This is a genomic window from Alteromonas sp. 4NH20-0104 (genome assembly GCF_057547795.1).
Genome location: NZ_BAAJLP010000048.1, coordinates 1 through 22,937 on the forward strand (window position 1 = coordinate 1; position 22,937 = coordinate 22,937).

At 48.1% G+C, this 22,937-nt stretch carries 18 protein-coding genes and 3 pseudogenes; 16 read left to right on the forward strand and 5 right to left on the reverse strand.

Going from position 1 to position 22,937, the window contains the following annotated elements:
* Positions 1 to 176: 176 nt before the first annotated feature.
* Positions 177 to 506, reverse strand: coding sequence for an Lrp/AsnC family transcriptional regulator (locus AC27IB_RS22460; RefSeq protein ID WP_487123754.1), 330 nt, complete (start codon positions 504 to 506; stop codon positions 177 to 179).
* Between the two features lie 144 nt (positions 507 to 650).
* On the opposite strand from AC27IB_RS22460, the gene AC27IB_RS22465 reads away from it, so the two are divergent.
* Positions 651 to 1,037, forward strand: coding sequence for an AzlC family ABC transporter permease (locus tag AC27IB_RS22465; protein WP_487123756.1), 387 nt, complete (start codon positions 651 to 653; stop codon positions 1,035 to 1,037).
* A gap of 6 nt (positions 1,038 to 1,043) precedes the next feature.
* On the opposite strand, the pseudogene tnpC reads toward AC27IB_RS22465, so the two are convergent.
* A pseudogene (gene tnpC / locus AC27IB_RS22470) lies at positions 1,044 to 1,826 on the reverse strand (IS66 family transposase); the annotation flags it as partial.
* Positions 1,827 to 2,373: 547 nt separating this feature from the next.
* Here tnpC and AC27IB_RS22475 point away from each other — a divergent pair.
* The 6 genes from AC27IB_RS22475 (at position 2,374) to leuD (ending at position 10,194) form a co-directional block, all read left to right on the forward strand.
* The gene (locus AC27IB_RS22475) at positions 2,374 to 3,852 is read left to right on the forward strand and encodes an aldehyde dehydrogenase family protein (RefSeq protein ID WP_487123757.1); all 1,479 of its coding nucleotides are present in this window, start codon (positions 2,374 to 2,376) and stop codon (positions 3,850 to 3,852) included.
* Between the two features lie 189 nt (positions 3,853 to 4,041).
* Positions 4,042 to 5,049 (forward strand): SphA family protein, encoded by a 1,008-nt coding sequence (locus AC27IB_RS22480; RefSeq protein ID WP_487123759.1) that lies wholly within the window; start codon positions 4,042 to 4,044, stop codon positions 5,047 to 5,049.
* 207 nt (positions 5,050 to 5,256) lie between these two features.
* A complete protein-coding gene (locus AC27IB_RS22485; RefSeq protein WP_487123761.1) occupies positions 5,257 to 6,528 on the forward strand; it encodes a PucR family transcriptional regulator in 1,272 nt (423 codons plus the stop codon).
* 144 nt (positions 6,529 to 6,672) lie between these two features.
* Positions 6,673 to 7,557 (forward strand): hypothetical protein, encoded by an 885-nt coding sequence (locus tag AC27IB_RS22490; RefSeq protein ID WP_487123763.1) that lies wholly within the window; start codon positions 6,673 to 6,675, stop codon positions 7,555 to 7,557.
* Positions 7,558 to 8,137: 580 nt separating this feature from the next.
* Positions 8,138 to 9,544 carry a 3-isopropylmalate dehydratase large subunit gene (leuC, locus tag AC27IB_RS22495; protein WP_487123765.1) on the forward strand — a complete coding sequence of 469 codons (1,407 nt, stop codon included), beginning with the start codon at positions 8,138 to 8,140 and terminating at the stop codon, positions 9,542 to 9,544.
* 2 nt (positions 9,545 to 9,546) lie between these two features.
* Positions 9,547 to 10,194 carry a 3-isopropylmalate dehydratase small subunit gene (gene leuD / locus AC27IB_RS22500; RefSeq protein WP_487123767.1) on the forward strand — a complete coding sequence of 216 codons (648 nt, stop codon included), beginning with the start codon at positions 9,547 to 9,549 and terminating at the stop codon, positions 10,192 to 10,194.
* Positions 10,195 to 10,199: 5 nt separating this feature from the next.
* On the opposite strand, the gene AC27IB_RS22505 is transcribed toward leuD, so the two are convergent.
* Positions 10,200 to 10,994, reverse strand: coding sequence for an IclR family transcriptional regulator (locus AC27IB_RS22505; protein WP_487123769.1), 795 nt, complete (start codon positions 10,992 to 10,994; stop codon positions 10,200 to 10,202).
* A 1,291-nt stretch (positions 10,995 to 12,285) separates the two neighbouring features.
* Between AC27IB_RS22505 and AC27IB_RS22510 the strand changes: the two genes are divergently transcribed.
* The 7 genes and pseudogenes from AC27IB_RS22510 to AC27IB_RS22540 all read left to right on the forward strand — a co-directional run bounded on the left by AC27IB_RS22510 (position 12,286) and on the right by AC27IB_RS22540 (position 19,208).
* Positions 12,286 to 13,308 carry a cupin domain-containing protein gene (locus tag AC27IB_RS22510; RefSeq protein ID WP_487123771.1) on the forward strand — a complete coding sequence of 341 codons (1,023 nt, stop codon included), beginning with the start codon at positions 12,286 to 12,288 and terminating at the stop codon, positions 13,306 to 13,308.
* 11 nt (positions 13,309 to 13,319) lie between these two features.
* Positions 13,320 to 14,180 carry a fumarylacetoacetate hydrolase family protein gene (locus AC27IB_RS22515; protein ID WP_487123773.1) on the forward strand — a complete coding sequence of 287 codons (861 nt, stop codon included), beginning with the start codon at positions 13,320 to 13,322 and terminating at the stop codon, positions 14,178 to 14,180.
* Entirely contained in the window at positions 14,170 to 15,345 is a 1,176-nt protein-coding gene (locus tag AC27IB_RS22520) for a 3-hydroxybenzoate 6-monooxygenase (RefSeq protein WP_487123775.1), read from the forward strand. The genes AC27IB_RS22515 and AC27IB_RS22520 overlap by 11 nt, the downstream gene beginning before the upstream one ends.
* Positions 15,346 to 15,882, forward strand: a complete 537-nt coding sequence (locus tag AC27IB_RS22525) for an OprD family outer membrane porin (RefSeq protein WP_487123777.1) — start codon at positions 15,346 to 15,348, stop codon at positions 15,880 to 15,882.
* A 125-nt stretch (positions 15,883 to 16,007) separates the two neighbouring features.
* Positions 16,008 to 17,459, forward strand: coding sequence for an aldehyde dehydrogenase (locus tag AC27IB_RS22530; protein ID WP_487123779.1), 1,452 nt, complete (start codon positions 16,008 to 16,010; stop codon positions 17,457 to 17,459).
* A gap of 615 nt (positions 17,460 to 18,074) precedes the next feature.
* Positions 18,075 to 18,347: pseudogene (locus AC27IB_RS22535) on the forward strand (transposase); the annotation flags it as partial.
* A gap of 207 nt (positions 18,348 to 18,554) precedes the next feature.
* On the forward strand, positions 18,555 to 19,208 hold the full coding sequence (locus tag AC27IB_RS22540; protein ID WP_487123781.1) for an IS110 family transposase: 654 nt from the start codon (positions 18,555 to 18,557) through the stop codon (positions 19,206 to 19,208).
* Positions 19,209 to 19,535: 327 nt separating this feature from the next.
* Here AC27IB_RS22540 and AC27IB_RS22545 read toward each other — a convergent pair whose 3' ends face one another.
* The gene (locus AC27IB_RS22545; protein ID WP_487123783.1) at positions 19,536 to 20,717 is read right to left on the reverse strand and encodes an IS91 family transposase; all 1,182 of its coding nucleotides are present in this window, start codon (positions 20,715 to 20,717) and stop codon (positions 19,536 to 19,538) included.
* Positions 20,718 to 20,727: 10 nt separating this feature from the next.
* A complete protein-coding gene (locus tag AC27IB_RS22550) occupies positions 20,728 to 21,597 on the reverse strand; it encodes a tyrosine-type recombinase/integrase (RefSeq protein ID WP_487123785.1) in 870 nt (289 codons plus the stop codon).
* Between the two features lie 16 nt (positions 21,598 to 21,613).
* Here AC27IB_RS22550 and AC27IB_RS22555 point away from each other — a divergent pair.
* Together AC27IB_RS22555 and AC27IB_RS22560 are read left to right on the forward strand one after the other, a co-directional pair.
* Positions 21,614 to 22,411 (forward strand): annotated as a pseudogene (locus tag AC27IB_RS22555) (IS3 family transposase); the annotation flags it as partial.
* 273 nt (positions 22,412 to 22,684) lie between these two features.
* Positions 22,685 to 22,897 (forward strand): helix-turn-helix domain-containing protein, encoded by a 213-nt coding sequence (locus AC27IB_RS22560; protein ID WP_487123787.1) that lies wholly within the window; start codon positions 22,685 to 22,687, stop codon positions 22,895 to 22,897.
* Positions 22,898 to 22,937 lie beyond the last annotated feature (40 nt).

Here is a 22,937-nt window from a genome sequence, read left to right on the forward strand (position 1 = left end):
AAATTTGAGACATGCATTCAAGCGTTAATTTCTTAAGATCCTACCTATGATCAGCGGTTAGTTCCTATTCTTATTCTATAGGGAATCAAACGCATTTTTTGAATTAAAAAGATAGTTAATTGACGACAGTTCAGTTCCTGAATCAGAAGCTGAACCATGCTAAACGTGAATAGGGGTTATTGCTCTAAAACCTTTCTCCATAAGGTAAATATATCAAAGACCTTATCGAAGTTTAAATCAGGGTGATTCGAATTATGTCCAACCAAGTCCACCAAGGCTTGCCCTTGCCCATTTAACCAAATTCGAACGTAAACAGACAAACTTTTGCCTACTTTTTCCGGGTCTATGAGCGCCACATACCGCTGAATGACGCCTCGCTCTTCGAGTAATTTGACCCTGCGTAAACAGGGTGACGGAGACAGGCCAACCTGTTCCGCAAGTTCTATATTTTGTAACCGACCATTATGCTGTAGCGCTTTGAGAATACGCTTATCTATTAGATCCAATTTATTTAGCACCCAAATTCAACAAACACATAAATAATAGCGCTAAAAACCAAATTAACACAACGACTCGCCATTATTCGCAATCGAAAACTATTGCACTTGCCGGATAATATTCACACTATTTTATTGCTGACGGAATCAAAAGTGACTGCAACAAGAATTCACGAATTCAGGCGAGGACAACGAGACGCGATCCCCGTACTACTAGGATTCATTCCCTTTGCACTGGTATTAGGTGCACAGGCCACACAAAAAGGACTTCCTCCTTACATTGTGGCATTGATGACAGGGATTAATTTTGCCGGAGGCTCCGAATTCACAGCTGTGGAACTCTGGACCTCCCCACCGCACCTTTTATTGATTATCAGTATGTCGTTATTGGTGAATATCAGGCACGTTCTTATGAGCGCTGTAATTGCTCGCTACTTACGGCACTTACCGGGAAGGAAAGCCTATTTAGCGCTATTTTTTATGTGCGACGAAAGCTGGGCTATGAGCCTGCGCGATACGTTAAGTGTATCCGTCCGATGATCCCACCTAATCTTTAGTAAACTGCCATGGTAGCAGTAGCTTGATTTCGGTTTCCGGTTGGCTGAGTAATTCCAGACTTTTCATCACATATTCGAATACATTGAGGTCGTTGGCTTTGGCGGTTTCGATGATACTGTAGAGGACGGCACTGGCGTTTGCGCCAGTAGCCGTCTGGCTGAACAGCCAGTTTTTCCTGCCAATGACGAACGGTTTTATCGCTCGCTCTGCACGGTTGTTATCAATGCTGAGCTGGCCGTTTAGTATGTAACGTTCCAGTTTATGCCATTGGTTCAGGCAATACTGTATCGCCTCACCCAGTTTTGATTTCGGTAACACTTGTTGTGCTGATTTGGTTAGCCAGGTATGAAGTTGATTCAGTAATGGCAGGCTCTTTTCCTGCCGTATGGCATAGCGTTGTTCTGCTGAGCTATCTTTTAGCTGGGTTTCGATACGGTAGAGCTTTTGGATATGGTTCAGGGCCCAGTCGGCTTTGCCACTGCCTTTATTACCCGCCCCTTTTTTGGCCTCCACGAACTTGCGTCTGGCATGAGCCCAGCAGCCGACTAAGGTGGCCTGTGTTTGCTCGTAGCCAACATAACCATCCACTTGTAGATAACCGTTATAGCCATTTAGGAAGTCCACGGCACATTGCCCGGCCCGACTATTGTGGTAGTCGTACAGGACGATATTCGGGATGGTTGAGCCTGGTATGTTTGCGTCAGGTGAATCTGCTCCGGTGGCATACAACCACATATAGCTCGTCGATTTATCTGCATCGACCACCTTCATAGAAGGTGGTTTAAAGATGACAACAAAAACTATCTTAATAAGATAATTCTGTTGACAAAATGTAAATAAAACGTGATTATCGTAATACACTAATATTTACAAAAGTCACTTTGAAGTGCGAGGTACCCATTTATGAGCCAAGCCCTGCCTGCTGAACTTAGTAGCCCCTCTCACAAGCTAGAGAAGGCCTTGCTCCACCCTTTCAGGCTTGTCGCGGTGCTCGTGGCCTCGTTGAGCCTGCAGAGTCTTGCCTGGCAATTGGGCAAAGCTTTGGCGAGGACCTTCAGGAAAGCGGCCCTCACAGCGAACACCCCGCAACTTTCAGTTCTCTGGTCCTGTACGGCTCGCCAAATATTTGGTGCCGTTTCGGGCTCTATACACAGATCGGTCTGCTGCCTTTCGCCTAGTGCTCATCAGGCTTACTGGGTCATGCGCGCGTCTCAAAAACAAACTGAACCGACACAGAAATTTCTTACAGTGCATCAAGTCCAAGGTATCTGCACTCGAACACTTCATAGCCAAACCATCGATAGGAAAGTTTTTAGAAATGAATAAGCCAACACTGCTTCCGTACAAAATTACCGGCCATCAATATATCAACGGCAATTGGAGCATAGGATGCTCGGAACGTCGTCTCGACGACCGCAACCCCTATAATAATGAGCAGTTGCTCGACATGCAGCTTGGATCTTCAAAGGACCTTGATGAGGCCTATAAAGGGTCGAAGCAGGCTCAACAGCTGTGGGCGAAAGTCGCTCCTGCTGAGCGTGTTGCGCTTGTGAACGCTTTGGCTTCGGTCATGGAGTCCCGTAGCGATGAAATTATTGACTGGCTTATTCGCGAGTCAGGCAGCACCCGTGGAAAAGCAACCTTTGAGTGTTTCCATACGATTAACATGGTCCGTGAGAGCGCCACTCTCCCGTTCCAGGTGGAAGGTAAAGTCCTCACCAGCTATAAACCTGGGAAGCAAAGCTTTGTATTTCGTGAGCCGCTCGGGGTCATAGGCGTCATCAGCCCCTGGAATTTCCCGCTCTATCTCAGCATGCGATCGGTCGTGCCAGCGATCGCATTAGGTAATACTGTAGTCTTGAAGCCAGCTAGCGATACGGCTATCACCGGAGGCCTTTTGATAGCTCACCTGTTCGAGGAAGCAGGCTTCCCGCCAGGAGTGTTAAACGTGATTGTTGGTGCCGGTTCCGAAATCGGTGATGCCTTCGTAGAACATTCCGTCCCAAGCTTGATTTCGTTCACAGGGTCGACAGACATCGGCCGCAGTGTGGGGCGCATTGCTGTCGGCGGAAACTACATCAAACGCGTAGCCCTAGAACTTGGTGGTAATGCCCCGCTGGTCGTATTGGACGACGCCGACATCGAGGCTGCAGCCCATGCGGCAGTGGTGGGTCGTTTCCTGCATCAGGGCCAAGTCTGCATGAGTGTCAATCGGGTCATCGTTGATCAAAAGATCTATAGCGACTTTGCCGCCCTCGTAGTGGAGCGAGTTCAGCAGCTTTCTGTGGGTGACCCTAACCTGGCTGAAACGGTGATCGGACCAATTGTAAGCCAGAGCCAACTAACTGGTTTGCTTAACAAAATCACCCGAGCAAACCGCGATGGTCTTGAGTGTCTCCATAGCGGATCTGCGTCAGGCTTGGTTCTTCCACCACATGTTTATGGACGGGTCGCACCACATCACGAACTGGCATACGACGAAACATTCGGGCCGATCATGCCTTTGATCATTTCTCAAAACGAAGAGCATGCTTTAGAACTCGCTAACTCCAGCGAGTTTGGGCTTGCGAGCGCTGTGTTTACACAAAACATGGACCGCGGCTTGCGCTTCGCAAGTGGCATCGTGGCAGGCATTACGCATATAAACGACATCACCATCGATGACCAGCCCAACGCCCCCTTTGGAGGGGAGAAAAACTCTGGCCTAGGTCGATTCAACGGCAGCTATGCCATCGACGAGTTCACCAGAGCTCACTGGGTAACTTGGCAGCAAGCAGGTCACAATTATCCGTTCTGACAAGCTTTTTCTGATAAAGCGGGGGATCGGCGGCTCCGCTTTTCCGGTGTCAAGATGTTAGACCAAGCGAGAGCTGGCTAGATTGGCAGGTAAAATTAATCTCAAATATTTCGACAGGTTGCTTGAAGCTGAATTTCAATTGATCTGATCGAATTTAATCTCGTTCAAATAAAAATAAGGCGGTTCGTTATGATGGCTGAAGCTATACATAGTTATACCCTTGCAGCGATAGCTGCGACTGGATTTGTTGCCCTTGATGTAAGCAAGGCCCTCGCTGTCCAACCCACGGTTACGCTCCCTAGTGGATTGAATTTAGGTGCAACAAGCTTCTATGACGGCTTTGGGGGGCAGCAGCCGGGAGACAGTGCCTGGCAGACATACATTGCATATGCTCAAAATAAAGGCCTGAAAGATAGTGCAGGTAAAGACATTCCAATTTTTAATGACCCAAAAATGGATGTCTACTCCGTTATCAATCAATACAGCTATCTGTTTAAGACAGATCAAAAGATCTTGGGTGGTCACCTTGGCGTTGATTTTATCGTGCCGATGGCTTCGCTGGATGCAAGCTTTCAAGATGCACCACCATTTCCAGGAATTAAACTCAAGGACAATGGAGCTGGGTTGGGCGATCCAACGGTATCGCTATTCGTTCAGTCTGACCCGATTACACTAAATGGGAATCCGTTCTTTGTTTCGCGACTGAATATCGGTGTGACAATGCCGGCTGGAAAGTACGATAATGATGTGGACTTCAATATTGGAAACAATTTCTGGTCCGTTCACTCATACTGGGCGATGACATTCCTGCTCGGCCCCGAGTGGTCGATCAGCCTTCGGCCTCAGTATTACTACAATTTCAAGAACAGTGACCCAGCGAGCAGTCTCCCTCTCGATCAAGGCGTTGAAGATACGCAAGCCGGACAGAGTGTATCGCTTAACTACAATGTTGCTTATAAAGTTAATAATTACCTCACTTTGGGCGTCAGCGGCTATTATCTGAAACAAATTACGGATCACCAGATCAATGGGCTTAGTATTTCGGACTCCAAAGAGAAAGCGATCGGTTTTGGTCCGGGTTTAATGGTTGAGCTTGGTAAAGATAAGTTCTTTGTAACTGCCTATCGCGAGTCAAACGTGGAAAATAGGTTTAAGGTAGAGAACTCATTAACCCTTCGCTGGTTGCATGAGTTCTAGCTTGTCTAAGCGGAGCGCCAACAAGTGAAAGCGCAGGTATAAACAAGGTAACCGAATGCCAAAGCGTTCTATTAAAATTGATGTTTGCGGAGCCGAAAGCTCCGCTGCATGAGCTTCGGTATGACTGGGCTTCAAGCTGCTATAATGTTCCTGATGACCATGCAATCGAAACCTGCAGTGTTCGGCTCTCGATTGATAGGAGGTTAGATGGAAAATTTGAAATCTGTCTTCGCTTATTTTCAACCCTCGTGCAAGGCAGATCAGGTGTTAAGCCAAGCCCGTGTTGCGCCGGTGGTTCTAGAACTTGCGATTTCCAAGGTTGGAGATAAAGAAGTTGCATGGGGGCTAGAGTTATCTCAGCGCTCACTGGCTGTGGCTAAATCAAAGTTTTCATACCTTGATAACTTCCCAGACATGGAAGTTCTTAGAAGCCTTGAACTTCTGATATTGCAACTGCTCGTCAGGATTTCGGGCCAGGATGTCGATGTCGGGTTGTCTGAATCTATGCGTGCGATGGCATATAAGGCAGTGCGCATGGATGTATATTTTGAAAGCATCGCTCAAGGTATAAGAGAGATTCAGGGGCTCTGGACCAGGGAAATTTTTGACTCCTTAGATATATTCAAAGAGCGCGAGAATATCTCGCAGCTGATTGTTATGTTGGCAACGGTATTTGATGATGCAGTTAAAGATTTCTTTGAAGGATGCCTGGCCGAAAAGGAGTTATTACTGGAAGAGTCTCTAGTTTCAAAACGAAGACTAGTGGAAGAACTCATAGAAGGAGGATCTCCTGTCGCACCTGAAGTGGTCGAGGTTTTTAAGAGTAATTTAGGGGTGGATCCTGATAAATTTTACACTGCCATCATAATGTCTTCGGTTCGAGCTGCTTCTAGAGCCACCAAATATACCCAGCGAGCCATCGGTGAGCATATTTCAAATTCTAACTTGGTCCACGTGCCTCAATCTGATGGAGCATGGCTTTGGATTGCAACCAACACTCTGCCATTAAAAAAGCAAATTTCAAATCTGACTACTTCTTTAAAGTCCGCTGAAGTCGGGATTTATTCCTTAGGGGAGACCGCCAGGGGTGTCGAGGGCTTCAGACGTTCTCATGTACAAGCTCGTGCATTGTTGGAAGTAGGAAAGCAATACTCAGTAGACAAGGTATTACAATGGCCTAAGTACGCTGCTACGGCGATTTTTATCAGGAATAAAGAGCTTACAGACTGGTTTGTAAAATCTACGCTGGGAGAATTGGTAAGCACTGACCAAAAAATTGAGAGCTATAGAGAAACTCTCAAGAGTTATCTCCTTTCAGGAAATAGTTTACTGCATGCTGCGGAAAGTCAAAGCATTCATCGAAATACGGTTGTTTATCGACTGCAAGCTGTTGAAGATATCTTGGGAAAACCGATAAAGGAATTTGATTTTTCATTGAGCTTCGCACTGGCATTGCTTGACCTCAAACCGCGCGAATAACCAACCTTTGCATTCGCTGTACCTTAGTACTATTTTTTCTGAAAATTTTGTATTGGGCGTCTAATGACACTTGGGTCTGAGAGGTATAGCCTTTAGCACGAGTTACTTAAAATATTAAAGCAATAACAAAATGAGGTATCTAACATGCCAAGAAAGTGGATTGCTAAGCGCATCAATAGCCTTGATCCTACTACCGACTTTGATGAGATCTGGAGGTTGTCATCTGCCTATCGGCCCAACGATTTTATCATGAACTTGATTTACACTATCACGTTTCCTCACTTCTTTGTGCGTGAACTCGATGCGCTACCATTGGTTGATGAAGGCTCAGGGAAGATTCTAAACCACGCAGACGCGAGGGCTGACGCAACGTCTTGGAAAATGCAAGTTTGGTGGAACTACGGATCATCACATGAGCTAACGTTGAAGAACATCGAGTCCATTAACAGGCTTCATGAGCATTACGCTGAAAAATACTCAGAAAGTTTTAGCCGCAATGACACCTATATTTATACTTTGTGTTATGAAGCTGCAGGTATACATAGGCTTCTTCGTCGAGTAGGTTTATCTGGCTATTCAGATAACGAGAAATTGGCTGCTGTTCACTACTGGACAAACATATCTAAAGTATTTCGTAACGCTGGCACCGGCGAAGAGCTAATCGGTTTCCCCGATTCGTTTGATGGCATCATGGAATTCATGGACAAGTGGGAGGCCGAAGAGGTCCCACGTCATAAAATAGGGCCACCTGCAGCTAAAGCTATCATGAGTCAGTTTGCCGATCGCTACTTTCCGAAGATTCTGCATCCTTTGGTCTACAAGTGGATCGCGTCACTTTACCCGGATCATGTGCTGAAAGCCTTTTCGATAAAGCGGCCCTCAGCTCTCGGAACTGCTGTGTTTAGAAAACTGACCGCTTGGTTCTTTTGGTTCGGTGAAAATGTCCAGCCGGATCCACCAGACACCTTCGAGGAGCGTCGATTGAAGGCCCGAAATGCGCAAACGAAGGGATGTCCATTTCAGCACTGAAGGCTCCCCTGATGCAAAGCGATTGTCCGCATCTGTGCCACAAGCAATCAGCGTTTCAGACTTGTCATCACGGCGTTATCAAAGCTGGGAGTGGCCTAAGTAGCATCGTATACGTAGCAAGCGCAGACGCGGTTGGTCTGGCATCTGCAGCATCTTCGAGGTTGCAGGGTGCAGAGGTCGTAAACAGCTGCGATTTAATTCCAGCGGGGTTTGCACACGCAAAGATCCTAGGCTTCGAGTTTGCTTATATGACAAAGGATACGTCACTCAACCAGCAGCTCACCGATATGCCTGGCGAGCTGCTAGTTGATTGCACTACAGACACGGTAGGCTTCGAAGCACGCAGTCACGGTCACGAGGGAAATAAACAAGAGGCGCCCGCCACAGGGCTAGATTCTCTCATTAAGGTAATTCAAGTTGCTTGAAAAATCGGCATCCGATGCCTGTACGTACCCGAGGATCTTGGTGCTGTGCCCTTTTAATTATCGCCTAACACACTAACACCCATTTTTAACATTTGTAATTGGCAACCCTACCTTAACCGCAACAACACCCGTAGCCCCAGCATGCAGGAGGATGAATGGCCGCTAAAACACTCTATCAAAAACTTTGGGATAAACACCATGTGCACGCAATTAACGACACCGATTCTATTATTTATATTGACCGACACCTGATTAACGAAGTTACCAGCCCACAGGCCTTTGAGAGTTTAGAAAATTCTGGCAGAACAGTGTGGAGACCGGCTGCGGCTATCGCGTCTGCCGACCACAACGTACCGACCTCTGGCCGGACATCCGGTATTGTTGATGCGCTGGCAGCGGCCCAAGTCAGCGCATTGGCGACAAACTGCGAAAATCACGGAATACTGCACTATGGGATGCATGATCCACGACAAGGTATCCTCCATGTTATCTCTCCCGAATTGGGCGCCACTCAGCCCGGCATGACCATCGCCTGTGGTGACTCGCACACCAGTACCCATGGAGCGTTCGGCTCACTGGCATTCGGGATAGGAACCTCCGAGGTTGAGCACCTGCTAGCGACCCAGTGTTTGCAAATGCGAAGACTCAAGAGCTTGAATATTCGTATCGAAGGCAAGCTTAACCCAGGCGTAACCTCCAAAGACCTCGCTCTTCACGTGGTCGGTGTTTTATCTACCTCGGGAGCTACGGGCTACGCCATTGAATTCTCGGGCAATACGGTAAGTTCGCTCACCATGGAGGCCCGTATGACATTGTGTAATATGTCGATAGAAGCTGGGGCGCGAGTTGGGATGATCGGTGTTGATGAGACAACCATTGCCTATCTCAAAAACAGGACCTTCTCTCCTCCTGATGAACATTGGGATGCAGCCGTTGCGCACTGGAAGACATTTGTGAGCGACCCCAACGCACCATTCGATCATGAGTTGTTGGTCGCCGCCGAAACAGTCAACCCATACGTAACCTGGGGAACGACCCCGGACATGTGCTGCCCGATTACTGGCCATATCCCGACTAAAGAGGCTATCGAACCGCCTTGCCAGGACAGGTTCCTTCGTGCCCTCGAATACATGGGCTTAAAGCCCGGCATGGCTGTCACTGACATTGTCTTGGATAAGGTGTTTATTGGCTCTTGTACGAATGCCCGGATCGAAGATCTACGCCTCGCTGCAAGCATCGTTAAGGGCAAGCGGATAGCCTCCAACATCCTTCAGGCCTTGGTGGTTCCTGGATCTGGCTCGGTGAAGAGACAAGCCGAACTGGAGGGATTGGACAGGATCTTCATTGAGGCCGGATTCGAGTGGCGGGATGCAGGGTGCTCTATGTGCTTAGGAATGAATGATGATCGCCTACTTCCCAGTGAGCGATGTGCATCGACATCAAATCGCAATTTCGAGGGGCGCCAAGGTGCTGGGGGGCGTTCGCACCTAGTAAGCCCAGTCGTTGCCGCTGCCGCCGCTATCGCCGGCAGATTCGTCCCCCCTCCGAGTATGGAAATATGATCATGCAAAAATTCATCACACTAAAGTCAAGCGTCGTCCCCCTCGACAGACGTGATGTCGACACCGATGCTATTATCCCCAAGCAATTTATGAAATCCATCCGACGAACTGGTTTCGGGCAGAACCTGTTCGACAACTGGCGGTATCTAGACGAAGGAGAACCAGGACAGGATTGTTCGATACGCCCGCTGAATATGAAGTTCTCGCTCAATCAACCTCAGTTTCAGGGAGCACAAATACTTCTCTGCCGCGAGAATTTCGGCTGCGGCTCTAGTAGGGAACACGCAGTATGGGCGCTTGAAGGTTTTGGGCTAAAAGCTCTGATTGGGACAACTTTTGCTGACATATTTGAGAGCAACTGCCTCAATAACGGTTTGTTGCCTATCAAGCTTGGCTCAGAGGTCATCGATAAACTGTTTAAAAAAATCCACGAGCAACAGCATTTGCACTTAAACATTGACTTAAACGCCCAAACGGTAACCCACCATGACAATAGCTGGACTTTCAAGATAGATTCCAACAGAAAAGAGCGCCTGTTGCATGGCCTGGATAGCATCGGCGCCACCTTGAAATATTCTAACGCCATAAAGCATTATGAAAAAAAAGACAGAGAAGTCACTCCCTGGTTGTATAACCAGGCAAGTGCGTGACTGTATCAAAATCGATCAGAAATCATTTTCGCGGAAAGAGCGACGATTGGAGAAATAGTCGCTATAACCGCTTCATTGACGCTTTGTTCAGGGATCACAATACTGATGCTACCCACTACTTTTCCACCATCGAAAACAGGCGCTGAGATGCCTGCTGCTCCTTTCCCAAGCTCACCACGTGTATAAACCGTTTGCGCTGCTCGCAATTTCCGCAGACCGGCTTTTACTTCTTCCCAGCTACTTCCCAGACCGAATTGAGCGAAATGAGGAGCATCCTTTTCAAACTGTAACTTTACAGCTCTCAGTGGTAAGTGCGCCAGGATTGATTTGGACGCAGCGCCTTGATAGAGAGGCCGCAGCATACCACGCTCATAACTGACCTCGTATTGTTCCCGCCTCTCAAATTCCTCGTGAATACACATCACCTTCCCATCAAAATACCGGCAGATAATTGCCACACTTTTCAAAGGCGATTGCGAGACCAAGTATTTTAGCGCTGTAATGGAATTGAGAATAAGAGGGTCCGAACTCCGCATTTTACGATCAAGCTGCACAATCGCCGGGCCCAAGACGTACTTACCGGTTGATATTTGCGCAATTAAGCCTGCTGAACTGAGCGATCGAAAATATCGGTAGGTATGGCTTGCGGACAAACCTAATTCCCCAGAGGCCTCATCCACACTCCAGGAAGGAACATCGTCGCGCGTAAAAAGCAACAATAGCTTAGTCAATCGATCAAAAGAATTCTGCTCCTTTTTCTTCAAATGATGACTGGACGCTTTTGTTATGGAGTCGGTCATTAATAAATCGCAATTTTCAAAAAAATTAAAAGTTCGTCCTGTTTACCGCACGGGCCAAATCATGTCAAGAGTCTTCAGAGTAGCTTCGTGTGGCGCAGGCCCATGCGTGATCCCATCCAAATGAATTGTAGCACTCCCCGAAACGACCCTTGATAAGCAAGCACATATTTAACCTTTAGTCTTTCGTTCATGATGGGCAAGGAACCTATCTCTGTGATCAATAGGGCTGACAGAAATCACTGCAGCTTTACAAAGCCCGCGCTCTGCCATCTGGTAACCGTGCAGCCCTTTTGGTTGTTGCGAATCAGCGCTTCCAAAATCGCTTCGTTCGACTCCACCTTGACCATTGTACCAATCCCCGCTTACGACACATTAAAACGATTATTTGGGGGTTAGCCGCTACTGCCAAAATTTTCAAACCTAAGGTTTTTATACGCTCGCCCTAAAGCTTTCCATACCGCTTTGGTTGCCTAAATCATTCCCCAAGGCCCACACAGATAGACGATAGTCTTTGACGATGTGTTACTCAGAATGAATCGAAGAGCGAATTTCTAGAGCTCATTCTACACCCCTCATATTGTTATTGCGCGCGTAAAACCGGACCTCAAAGAAGCCGCGCTCTTCGCCTGTAGAGCATTTTTGTGCTGCTCGACCAGTGAGATGGTCGCCACCCACCAAAGGAATCACAAATATATCTCATTGGGATAATAACCTTATAAATGATCGGATAATCCGACCAATTATAGATCTTGAATTATAGATCTTGAACACTGCGAGAAAAAATGGCTCACCCAAAGTGTATATTTTTCAGATCCTTACTTATATGGACGTCAACCTCCAAATACATCAAAAATATAATGACATAATTTATCTCTATACGACATTCTTGCTTGACATTAATTTTTTTATACGCAATTATCGCTAGGTGATAATTAACTCCAACATTAAGCATAAACCATGACAGTAAGAATCTTGGCTGCCCATAAAAAAAAGCCATGAGACAGAAACCATACTGGAGGAATTGAGTTGGAGCGGTTATCAATAGCGAGTACTGCTTTTGCTGACGTGTGTGATGGTGACGATGCACAGGTAATGAGCCCGTCGCACCGCGCGAAGAACACTGATCTCAATACCAACCGCAGCTCCATATCGTGGAGTTAGGCGCTAAGCTTCATAGGTATGATAATGCTGTTCTGCACACTGATGATATGCACTGTTTATAGGCAAGCTAAACGAGTTTAAACATTTAGCCAGCCACGTTCAAAACCAATAAGCTGATTAAGGTAGTTTTATGGCAAGCGAGTTCACCGAGATCATAAGCAATAACAACATGGCGCCTCTCTGGGAGGTTCTGCGGGGCTTGACGCCGCGAGAGCCACTACAGAAAGTAAGCCCCACTCACTGGCGCTCAGAGACCATCAAAGCAAACATGATGCTCGCGTGTGAATTCATTTCTGCGGAAGACGCAGAGCGCCGGGTGCTAGTACTGGAGAATGAGCAGCTCAGAGGTAAGTCTTTGGCAACAAACTCGCTTTATGCAGGTATTCAAATGATCCTGCCTGGCGAAGTCGCCCCGAGTCACCGCCACACTGCGTCTGCCTTGCGCCTGATCCTCTCCGGCGAGCGAGGCTATACCACGGTAGATGGAGATAAAGTATTCATGACGCCAGGTGATTTTATTATCACCCCGACCGGCGTCTTTCATGACCATGGCGCAGAGGGTTCCGAGCCTGTTATGTGGTTGGACGGGCTCGATGTCCCCCTTGTTCAAATGTTGAATTGCGGGTTCTCCGCTGACGACCCGAAGCATAAGCAAGAGATCAAGTATCCTGCGGACTACTCAAGTACAGTCTTCAGCAACGGATTACGTCCAGTTTCACCGGAGCTAAAGCGACCCTATGGTACGGGAAGTATCTTCCACTACCCCTACGACCGCACACGCAAGACGCTAAAAACTATGGAAGCGGCAGGCCAGCTTGATCCCTGCGACGGAATCAAAATGACCTTTACCGACCCAACCACCGGATTGTCCCCCATATTGACCATGAGCGCATTCATGCAGCTTCTGCCTGAAGGGTTCTCAGGACAAACCTTTCAAGAAACGGATGGTGCTGTCTGCTGTGTTATTGAAGGTAGTGTAAACGTCGTCATAAATGGTGAAACACGGTATTTCAAGCAGCATGATGTATTTATTGTTCCAAGCTGGTCAACGCGTTCTTACGAATCTCAAGAGGGCTGTATCCTGTTCAGTTTTTCAGATAGATGTCTCCAGGAGCACCTGGGCTTCTGGCAACGTCGTATAATAAATCAATAAGAGGTCTACCCATGAAACTTTGTTTCTTCAATAAAAAGCAACTGGGCCTGGTCGAAGGCGATACCGTCTACGATGTGAGTTCGGTGCTGGATATCATCGAACCTGGTCATTATCCGTTTCCAACTCATGATCTATACGTTAGCGCACTTCCAGCGCTCAAAGAGGCAATCTTGGTTCAAAAGTCTGGCGCTAAGACTTACAGCGTTAACGATGTCAAGTTTCTCTCGCCGGTGCTTAACCCGGGCAAAATCGTAGCCGCACCGGTTAATTATCAGGCCCACCTGGATGAAGCAATTGCCGACACAGATACCTTCTCCCGCGCCCATGTTCGAAAGATCCAAGAGACGGGGCTTTTCCTGAAAGCAACGAGCTCATTGATTGGTCAAGGAGAAACCGTATCCATCAACCTGCCTGAGCGTCGAACTGACCACGAAATCGAGCTCGTTGCGATTATCGGGAAAGCTGGTAGCAACATTCCAGCCAGCGAGGCCCTGACCTACGTGGCCGGTTACAGCATTGGTCTGGATATCACTATCCGAGGCCCAGAGGAGCGAAGCCTTCGTAAATCTCTAGATACATACTCTGTACTAGGCCCTTGGCTTGTGACCACGGACGAAATCAGCGATCCCCATGCGCTAGCCATGCACCTCACTGTGAACGGTGAAAATCGCCAGGTCGCCAACACCAAAGACCTGATTATGGACGTCGCCGAGCTTATTGAGTTCGCGTCTAAATTCTATACCTTGCAGCCGGGTGATCTTTTGTATACCGGCACCCCTGAAGGCGTCGGCGAAATCAAGCACGGCGACACCATATCCTCAACAATCGAAAAAATCGGCACACTCGCCGTGGAGGTGCGCAATGCAAAATAATGCACTCCCAATCGTTATTGTGGGCGGAGGTATCGGTGGCATGGCTACTGCTCTGGCCCTCTCGCAGAAGAACATCAAATCAGTACTGCTCGAGCAATCCGCGGAATTCAAGGAAGTCGGCGCGGGCATTCAGGTAGGGCCCAACGGCTACAAGGCACTAGAAATGCTTGGCGTGGTCGATGCCGTGAAGGATCTCGCTGTTTATCCTGACGAGCTCATCATGATGAACGCTGTGACCTCTGAGCCGGTCACCGTGATCCCCGCAGGGCAGCAATTCTTAGAGCGTTTCAAGTATCCCTATTCTTTGGTACACCGCGCTGACCTGCACTCTGTTTTGCTGGATGCTTGCAAGCAAACAGACTTGATCAGCTTCCGACTCAACAGCAAACTGGCGTCCTACGAGCAAGACTCTGAAGGAGTAGTGGTAACCCTCGAAAGCGGCGAGAGCGTTTCGGGTTCTGCCTTGGTTGGGGCTGATGGCCTGTGGTCTAAGGTTCGACAAAATATCGTCCAAGACGGCACACCCGAAGTATCTGGGCACATCGCCTATCGCGCCGTGCTCCCAACGAGTGAGGTGCCAGAGCAGTACCGTAAAAACTCGATGATTCTATGGGCAGGGCCAAAGTGCCATCTAGTTCAATATCCATTACGCGGTGGTAAGCTTTTCAACCTGGTAGCGGTGTTTCACAGCGACAAATACGTTGAAGGCTGGAACACTGAGGGTGATGCCGAAGAGCTGAAAAAGCGTTTTGAAGGCACCTGCGAGACGGTTCAGGCTCTACTGTCAAAGATTAGCAGTTGGCGGATGTGGGTACTGTGCGACCGCAAGCCCGTGAGCAACTGGACTAATAACAAAGTTGCGCTCTTGGGTGACGCAGCGCACCCGATGCTACAGTATCTCGCCCAGGGAGCCTGCATGGCCATGGAAGATGCACTTGTATTGGCTGAAGAGCTATATATAGCCAGCGATGTTGAGTCGGCCTTCAAGCACTATCAACAGCGCCGCTATTTACGAGCCGGACGCTGCCAAATCATGGCACGTGTTCATGGTGAGTTCTACCACGCCGAGGGGGTCACAGCTGAACTGCGAAATATTATGTTTTCCAACCGTACCGCTGAGCAGGCTTATGCAGGTTTGTCCTGGTTATACGAAGGCAAGTTCTAAATGTTTCAGCTTTACTTTGCTTATAACAATTACAAAAGAAAGCCTATAAATAACTTAAGTCGGTACGCCTTGCCACCAGTGTTCGTATTCACCTCGCTTATTGGCCCAACTAAAGGTGATTTTATAAAAGACAGCACTACCACTGCCAAATTAGGCGAATTCAGGACTAACATAACGGTTCTCAATTGGACAGATAATCGCTTGGTGCGGACCACATACCAAGGTTTCGAGGTCTCCATCAAAGAAATCTCAAAAGCGAGAATCTCCGCGGCGCATCTTACCTCAGTCAAGCTGTGCAATCAGTTTGTTGATTGCTCCTTCCCCCCTATGATGGAAGCGATTCCCTATTTCAGAGTCGAAGGCGGTTCCTTCAGTTATGCAGGAAGTGATTTTAATGTTGGAAAGAATGCCATCGTGTCGGCTTGGCACGGCGAACTGAGCGACCTCTCCAAGCAAAATGACCTCGGTGTGGCGAGCAGCTTTGATGAGGGACGCGTGGGTTATAGGCCCACAGAAGGCTATAAACTATCGAGCTAGACAGGCGATGCCAACATCGACGACATCGCAAAACTATGGCTGACAGCGAGAGTACGGTGACCTTCAAGCCGATTCTGCGCATGCCTGAAGTTTTCATATGAATACAATCTGAGAGGAGTAGCGAAATGACGGTTCAACTGATCATAGACAATAAGAAACTTGATGCATCAAGCGGTAAAACCTATAAGCGCGTTGATCCGCTAAGCGGCAGGACGATTACCACCGGTGCAGCGTGCAATGTGGAGGACGCCCAGCAGATCGTTGAGTCCTCACAACGAGCGTTCCAAACCTGGTCTAAAACCGGCCCGACTGAACGACGCCGCATTCTGCTGGCTGCAGCAGATGCCCTGGAAGCCAGAATGGAGGAAATCTGCACTGTGATGGCTGAGGAGATAGGTGCCTCGCAGCTATGGGCGAATTTCAACGTTAGCGCGTCTGCAAATTTGATTCGTGAGGCTGCTGGCCTGACGACTCAGATCAAGGGCGAGACCATTCCTACCGACAAGCCTGGTGCGGTATCAATGACTCTGCGACAACCTGTAGGGACGGTACTCAGCATCGTTCCCTGGAATGGTCCTGTTATCCTGGGGGCTCGCGCCATTGCTTATCCATTGGCGTGCGGCAACACGGTAATTTTCAAAGGTTCCGAGAGTAGCCCAAGCACGCATAAGCTGTTGGCCGAAGCCTTTCTTGAAGCGGGTTTACCGCCCGGAGTCCTGAACTTCCTGGTCACTGCACCAGAAGATTCTGCGGCTGTTACCGAAGTGCTGATCAGCCATGAAAGCGTGCGTCGAGTTAATTTCACCGGGTCGACCCACGTTGGCCGAATGATCGCTCAGACGTCTGCAAAGTACCTCAAACGCTGCCTGCTTGAACTTGGCGGTAAAGCCCCCTTCGTGGTGCTGGATGATGCAGACATCGAAGGCGCGGTGAACGCTGCCGTGTTCGGAGCCTTTCTGTATCAGGGTCAGATCTGCATGTCCACCGAGCGCTTTGTCGTTGATGAGGCAGTTGCGGATGCGTTTGTGAGTCGTTTCGCCGAGCGTATCAGAGACCTTACGACAGGGCTTCCGACAGAAAACGGCAACTGCGTCATTGGCCCGATGATTGGTCAAGGCTCGGTACAGCGCATCAATCACCTGCTTGAGGATGCTCAAGGCAAGGGGGCCAAAGTCGTAGTCGGCGGATTGGCAGCCAACGCGTTGATGGGCCCAACACTTGTCGACCACGTCACACGTGATATGTCCATTTATGACGAAGAAACATTCGGCCCTGTGACCACTATCGTACGTGTCAAGGGCACTGAAGAGGCGCTTCGGATCGCTAACGACACGGCTTACGGCCTGTCCTCATCGATCTTCAGTATTGATGTCACCAAGGCACTCGACTTCGCCAGTCGCCTGGACGCAGGCTGTGTCCATATCAATGGCGCTACTGTTCAGAATGAACCGCAAGCGCCGTATGGCGGCATGAAGAACAGCGGCTATGGCCGCTTCGATGGAAGCGCAGTGATAGAAGAGTTTACAGAAGTTAAGTGGGTCACTGTGGAACGCTCTGATCAACCTTATCCGTTCTGATACTGACACCAAGAGCCGGCGCACACAGAGGCACCGGCGACTTTTACTTACGTGTAAGCTCTATGTTCACCGCTGTACGAAGTCACCATCACCAATTACAAAAAGAAATGTGGTGAATTATGAAAGAAAAAGTAATTCAGCCTTTCGGTCGCACCCTACTATGGTTTAAATGCGCTACGCTCGTATTTACGACTTTTGTTCTAGCAACGGAAATCGTTGGTTCGTTCTACCCGATGGGCGCTGAGAACTATATGACCGGCGCAGAGCCCCAGCAAGGTGTGTACACTCAAACTTTTGACGAGCATTCTCGTGTTCTGTGCAACTAAATCAGGACACTTTTCTTAAGGAGTATTGTTCATACTTTACTGGTGATAGATCACCGTTTGCATTATGAAAACGGGGTAAAACCCTAACGTTTAAAATGATTAAGAAGTTATCTTCAGTATATCCCGTAGTAAAACTGTACACTTCGGAGCTGAATTTTCGTCTTCTTCGTTCATAAGACTATTCAATCGTACAAGTAAATGGTGCAAGTGTTTTCAATGCTAGATGAATGACGTGCTCCAATAGATTCACACAGCCAGTTAAGGGATAATTATCTCAACTGGAGTGTATATGAAAACGCGAAAAAGCTATTCAAAAGAATTCAAACTGGACGCTGTTAGTCTGGTTACAGAACAAAATTACAAGATTGCTGAGGCTGCACGTAGTCTTGGTATTAGCGCGAATATGTTAGGCCACTGGCTTAAAGAACGAGAATCAGAAGGCGCTCACGCATTTCGAGGCAATGGTAAGTTGACACCGGAACAGGAAGAAATCCGTCGGTTGAGAGAAGAAAATAAACGCCTGAAAATGGAGAAAGAGATCCTAAAAAACAGCCTACATTGCGCCCCATCCCCCATCTGACTAGAAACACGTGTAGATCTATACTATTTGGTAACCGGATAGTGGTCGTACGCCTTTTGGAGATATAAATCCCGTTAAAAAACCTGACCCAGGGAAAGCTGCGGACCCGATGTTGGTGGCATAGACCCCGTTTAGGAAAGTGATTAATCCGAGTTCCCATCCGGTTATTTCTAATAGAGTGAGGTCATCATGTCAAAGTCAAAAGCAAAATCGCAGTCACTTCCTGTGATCAACCCTGACGCTGCCGGGATTGATATTGGAGGAAGTTTTCATGTTGTTGCCGTTCCACCGGAGCGGTGCGACGAGTCGGTTCAAACCTTCAAAGCATTCACCGGTGATATTCACAATATGGCCCGCTGGTTAGCAGAGTGCAGGATCAAAACCGTAGCAATGGAATCAACGGGAGTGTATTGGGTTCCGGTGTATCAAATACTGGAAGAGCATGGATTTAACGTTGTCCTCTCTAATGCCCGTGATACTCGTGCAGTCCCAGGCAGGAAAACAGATGTTGGAGATGCGCAATGGATACAAAGGTTGCACGCATGCGGTTTGCTAAAAGCGAGCTTCAGACCTGAATCCACCATTGCTGAACTCCGGACATACATGAGAGTGAGAGAACGACTTCTGGATTATGCCGCTGCACACATCCAGCATATACAAAAAGCACTGACGTTTATGAATATCCAGTTGAATATCGTTGTGTCTGATATTACTGGTGTTACCGGAATGAAAATTGTCAGAGCTATCGTTGGTGGCGAATACAACCCTGGTGTATTGGCCAAATTCCGAGACCCACGCTGCAAAGCAGATGAATCTACGATATGTGCTGCACTTAATGTTTAGATTATCAGTTATCTGCCCTCCATTCAGATCCACCTTGATGTCCTACTCTCGGGCAGATATCAGATAATCGTCGGTGGACGAAACCGCGGGATGTTACCCCTGTGGTTTGGCTATGGGGATTTCGATGGTGGATATGAGTCTGCTGTAGAGGATGATCGCCAAGATCACGTGTTTCCAGTGGTGTTTTGTTTCTATTGGCATCTGATTTTCACGTTTTTATTCAGCTCGGTTGTCTCATTCTGTTCATTATCATGGGGTTTATAGCGTTTCAGGTAAAGCATCATCCTCACCAGTAAAGGCGCTTTTTTATCTCCTTAAGCACCCCGCCTATTTAGGGGGCGCTCTTGGTAAGTATGCAGGTAGCCTGAGCGCCGACATCTTCATCGGTGATTGACATTGCCTGCACACAAAGGGGGCTGAGTCTGTCTTCGATTCATTGGCAGGATTTTTGATTTCTGGTGGCGGTGCTACGTGCAAGGCTTGTCTGGCCATATTGAGTTTGGCTTTATTTGCCAGTAACCCATAATGCCGGATACGATGAAACCCGGTTGGCAAGACATGCAATAAGAATCGACGCATGAACTCGTCACACGTCAGTTGCATCGTCCGGTGCATGTTGTTTCCTTTGCGCCGGTAATCCTTATAGGTGAACGAGACATGTGTTTCATCAACGGATTGTAGTCGGCGATTCGCAATCGCTACCCGATGCGTATAACGCGACAGGTACTTCAGCACCGCTTGTGGTCCTGCAAACGGCGGTTTTGCATACACCACCCATTCCATGGATTGTTGCTGTTTGCACCATGCCATAAAGTGCCCGGTGTGTTCAAAGCCACTGGTCTGCGCCAACTCCCCGAAACACAGTAACTGCGTCGATTCGTATAACTCACGTACGCCTTGCATATACAAACGGCGGAACAAACGTGATAACACTCTGACCGGCAAGAAGAAGCCCTTTTTACACGCTTTCCATTGCTTAGCCTTATCCAGCCCGCCGCCGAGCACAATGCAATGCACATGAGGATGATGCATCATCGCGGAGCCCCACGTATGCAACACCATAGTGGTGCCAACCCCAGCGCCTAAGTGTCGCGTATCACCGGCAATGGTCAGTAGCGTTTGTGATGCGGCTTTAAACAACAGCTGATACATCTGTGCTTTATTGTAAAAGGCCAGTTGTGCTACCTCACCAGGTAAGGTAAACACCACATGGTAGTACTCTACAGGTAACAACTGCTGCTCTCTGGCTGCAAACCAGCGTTTGGCACTTGAACCCTGGCATTTCGGACAGTGACGATTACGGCAGGAGTTATATGCGATGGCATCGGTATGACAGTGTTCACAGTGCAGGTGATGAGCACCTAACTGGGCACTTTGACAACGCGCAATGGCTGACATCACTTTCAGTTGAGCTAAGCTTAAATGCCCATGCTGAGATTGTTTGTATTGGGCACCAGACAGACGAAACACATCCGCCACCTCAAGCGGTGGCCGTGAACAACTCGACATAACGTCACGCTCACAATGCCAGTGTATCTAACGGACTCACCACCTCTCGCAAGAGTTTACTGGCGACTTGTGCATACAGCGCTGTGGTTTCCAGTTTACTATGCCCCAACAGCGTTTGAATGATACGAATATCGACTTTATCTTCCAGTAAGTGCGTGGCGAAACTGTGCCGTAAGGTGTGCATGGAGACTTTCTTATTCAGTCCTGCATCCAGACACGCAGATTGGCAGGCCCGACTGAGTTGGCGGGTGCCAATAGGGTTTAACGGATTTTGCCCTGGGAACAACCAAGCACCCGGTAGCATTAAGTGATGCGCTTTGGCATGTTTGTACCATTGGCGAAGTGTACTCAACAGCATTGGCGATAACATTGCCATTCTGTCTTTCTTCCCTTTACCTTGCTCAACGCGCAATAGCATGCGAGAACTGTCGATATCCGTCACCTTCAACATCACCACTTCACCAATCCGTAACCCAGCCCCATAAGCGACCGAGAAGGCAGCTTTGTATTTGATGCTATGTGTGGCATCAATCAGTTGCTTGACTTCCTCTTTACTCAATACCGTCGGCAACTTCCTTGGCACCGGCGCGGTGCTGACTTTGAGCATCACATCAGGTCGATTCAAGGACTTATGAAATAAGAACGTTAAACCCGATAACGTGGCATTGATGGTGATGTTAGATGTACCTTGCTCGGCCAATGCGAGTTGGAATTGGCGCAATTCTTCAGCCGTAGCATCCTCTGGCGAGCGTTTCAAAAAGGTAGCGAGTTTCTTCACGCCTCTGATGTAGCCTATTTGCGTTTTAGGACTGAGCCTACGCATGGTCATATCTTCAATCATGCGTTGGCGTAACGGGTTGGAACCTTCAAAGTAACTCATGGTTTCACTCCTGAGTGAATTCAGGGCGACATTGCCCTTCCTTCAGCTTAGAAGCGGGGAACGAGATCAGAATATAATTATCGAATGGGTACAGAAAATAGCAGATGCCAGTGACTTTACCTATGGCGTAAGGCGAATGAAACGCGCGCTGAATTCGCTCGGTTATCCGGTTGGAAAACAGCGTACGAGAGCCTTGATGAAAGAAGCCGACGTGAGCGTTAGACGGCGTAGAAAATACAAAGTAACGACCAATAGCGACCATCAGCAACCTGTCTTCGACAATGTGCTGTCACGCGACTTTGATGCGCAAAAACCAGATCAGGCGTATGTCTCTGACATTACTTACATCTGGACGCAGGAAGGCTGGCTGTATCTGGCCGTTGTCATTGATCTGTTCTCACGCAAAGTCGTGGGCTGGAGTATGGCTTCACGGATGAATGCCCAGCTTGTATGTGATGCCTTAACAATGGCTTTATGGCAACGTAAACCCAAGGCAGGCCTGATACATCATTCGGATCGTGGTTCTCAATATGCGAGCCGACAATTTAGACAGCTACTGGCGCAGTACAAGGTAACAGGCAGCATGAGTCGGAAAGGTGATTGTTGGGACAATGCCGTTGTAGAGAGCTTCTTCGGCACATTAAAACAAGAGCGAGTGCAATGGCGTCATTACCAGAGCCGTCATGAAGCTCAGCAAGATATCCTGCAATACATCACTATGTTTTATAACAGCCAAAGAATGCACTCATATCTGGATTACAAAAGTCCAAACCAATATGAGGCGGACATGGCGGACTTAGGAAAAGCTGCTTAACTGGGTTGTGTGAATTTGCTTGACCACGTCAGTCCTCCACGAGCTCTGTGAACAACACATTTTAATTGTAAAGGGTAAGGTTATTTTCAGTGGTGATTCGACTGAATTGAATGCGAAACGCGAGTTTATAGAATCTAATCTCGCAGTATAATAACCTTATTGGCGATGGCATGCCTGTGTCAGCGCCAATTTGCTTAGCTAACTTTTCGACTTCACATCAAATCCAGTTCAGTTAATAAATCGCTTTTTCAGCCCGAAATCAGGTAATTAAGTATGCAGCCAAAGGACGAAGTGAATGTAAGACAAGGCATCGGCTCTCTGGAGGTTGGTCTTACGGTGCTTGAGTTAATCTCGGAACACGACGCACCTGTTTCACTGACCAAATTATCTGAACTCGCTCATATGAGTCCCAGCCGATTATATAAGTACTTGGTAAGTCTTACCAAGATGGGCTATGTATCGCAGTTAGAAAATGCTCATAGGTAGGATCTTAAGAAATTAACGCTTGAATGCATGTCTCAAATTG

What these genes read in the sequence shown, in the direction of transcription:
- AC27IB_RS22475 (WP_487123757.1), top strand. Translation starts at nt 2,374, where the DNA reads ATGAATAAGCCAACACTGCTTCCGTACAAAATTACCGGCCATCAATAT.
- AC27IB_RS22480 (WP_487123759.1), top strand. Translation starts at nt 4,042, where the DNA reads ATGATGGCTGAAGCTATACATAGTTATACCCTTGCAGCGATAGCTGCG.
- AC27IB_RS22485 (WP_487123761.1), top strand. Translation starts at nt 5,257, where the DNA reads ATGGAAAATTTGAAATCTGTCTTCGCTTATTTTCAACCCTCGTGCAAG.
- AC27IB_RS22490 (WP_487123763.1), top strand. Translation starts at nt 6,673, where the DNA reads ATGCCAAGAAAGTGGATTGCTAAGCGCATCAATAGCCTTGATCCTACT.
- leuC (WP_487123765.1), top strand. Translation starts at nt 8,138, where the DNA reads ATGGCCGCTAAAACACTCTATCAAAAACTTTGGGATAAACACCATGTG.
- leuD (WP_487123767.1), top strand. Translation starts at nt 9,547, where the DNA reads ATGCAAAAATTCATCACACTAAAGTCAAGCGTCGTCCCCCTCGACAGA.
- AC27IB_RS22505 (WP_487123769.1), bottom strand. Translation starts at nt 10,994, where the DNA reads ATGACCGACTCCATAACAAAAGCGTCCAGTCATCATTTGAAGAAAAAG.
- AC27IB_RS22510 (WP_487123771.1), top strand. Translation starts at nt 12,286, where the DNA reads ATGGCAAGCGAGTTCACCGAGATCATAAGCAATAACAACATGGCGCCT.
- AC27IB_RS22515 (WP_487123773.1), top strand. Translation starts at nt 13,320, where the DNA reads ATGAAACTTTGTTTCTTCAATAAAAAGCAACTGGGCCTGGTCGAAGGC.
- AC27IB_RS22520 (WP_487123775.1), top strand. Translation starts at nt 14,170, where the DNA reads ATGCAAAATAATGCACTCCCAATCGTTATTGTGGGCGGAGGTATCGGT.
- AC27IB_RS22525 (WP_487123777.1), top strand. Translation starts at nt 15,346, where the DNA reads ATGTTTCAGCTTTACTTTGCTTATAACAATTACAAAAGAAAGCCTATA.
- AC27IB_RS22530 (WP_487123779.1), top strand. Translation starts at nt 16,008, where the DNA reads ATGACGGTTCAACTGATCATAGACAATAAGAAACTTGATGCATCAAGC.
- AC27IB_RS22540 (WP_487123781.1), top strand. Translation starts at nt 18,555, where the DNA reads ATGTCAAAGTCAAAAGCAAAATCGCAGTCACTTCCTGTGATCAACCCT.
- AC27IB_RS22545 (WP_487123783.1), bottom strand. Translation starts at nt 20,717, where the DNA reads ATGTCGAGTTGTTCACGGCCACCGCTTGAGGTGGCGGATGTGTTTCGT.
- AC27IB_RS22550 (WP_487123785.1), bottom strand. Translation starts at nt 21,597, where the DNA reads ATGAGTTACTTTGAAGGTTCCAACCCGTTACGCCAACGCATGATTGAA.
- AC27IB_RS22560 (WP_487123787.1), top strand. Translation starts at nt 22,685, where the DNA reads ATGCAGCCAAAGGACGAAGTGAATGTAAGACAAGGCATCGGCTCTCTG.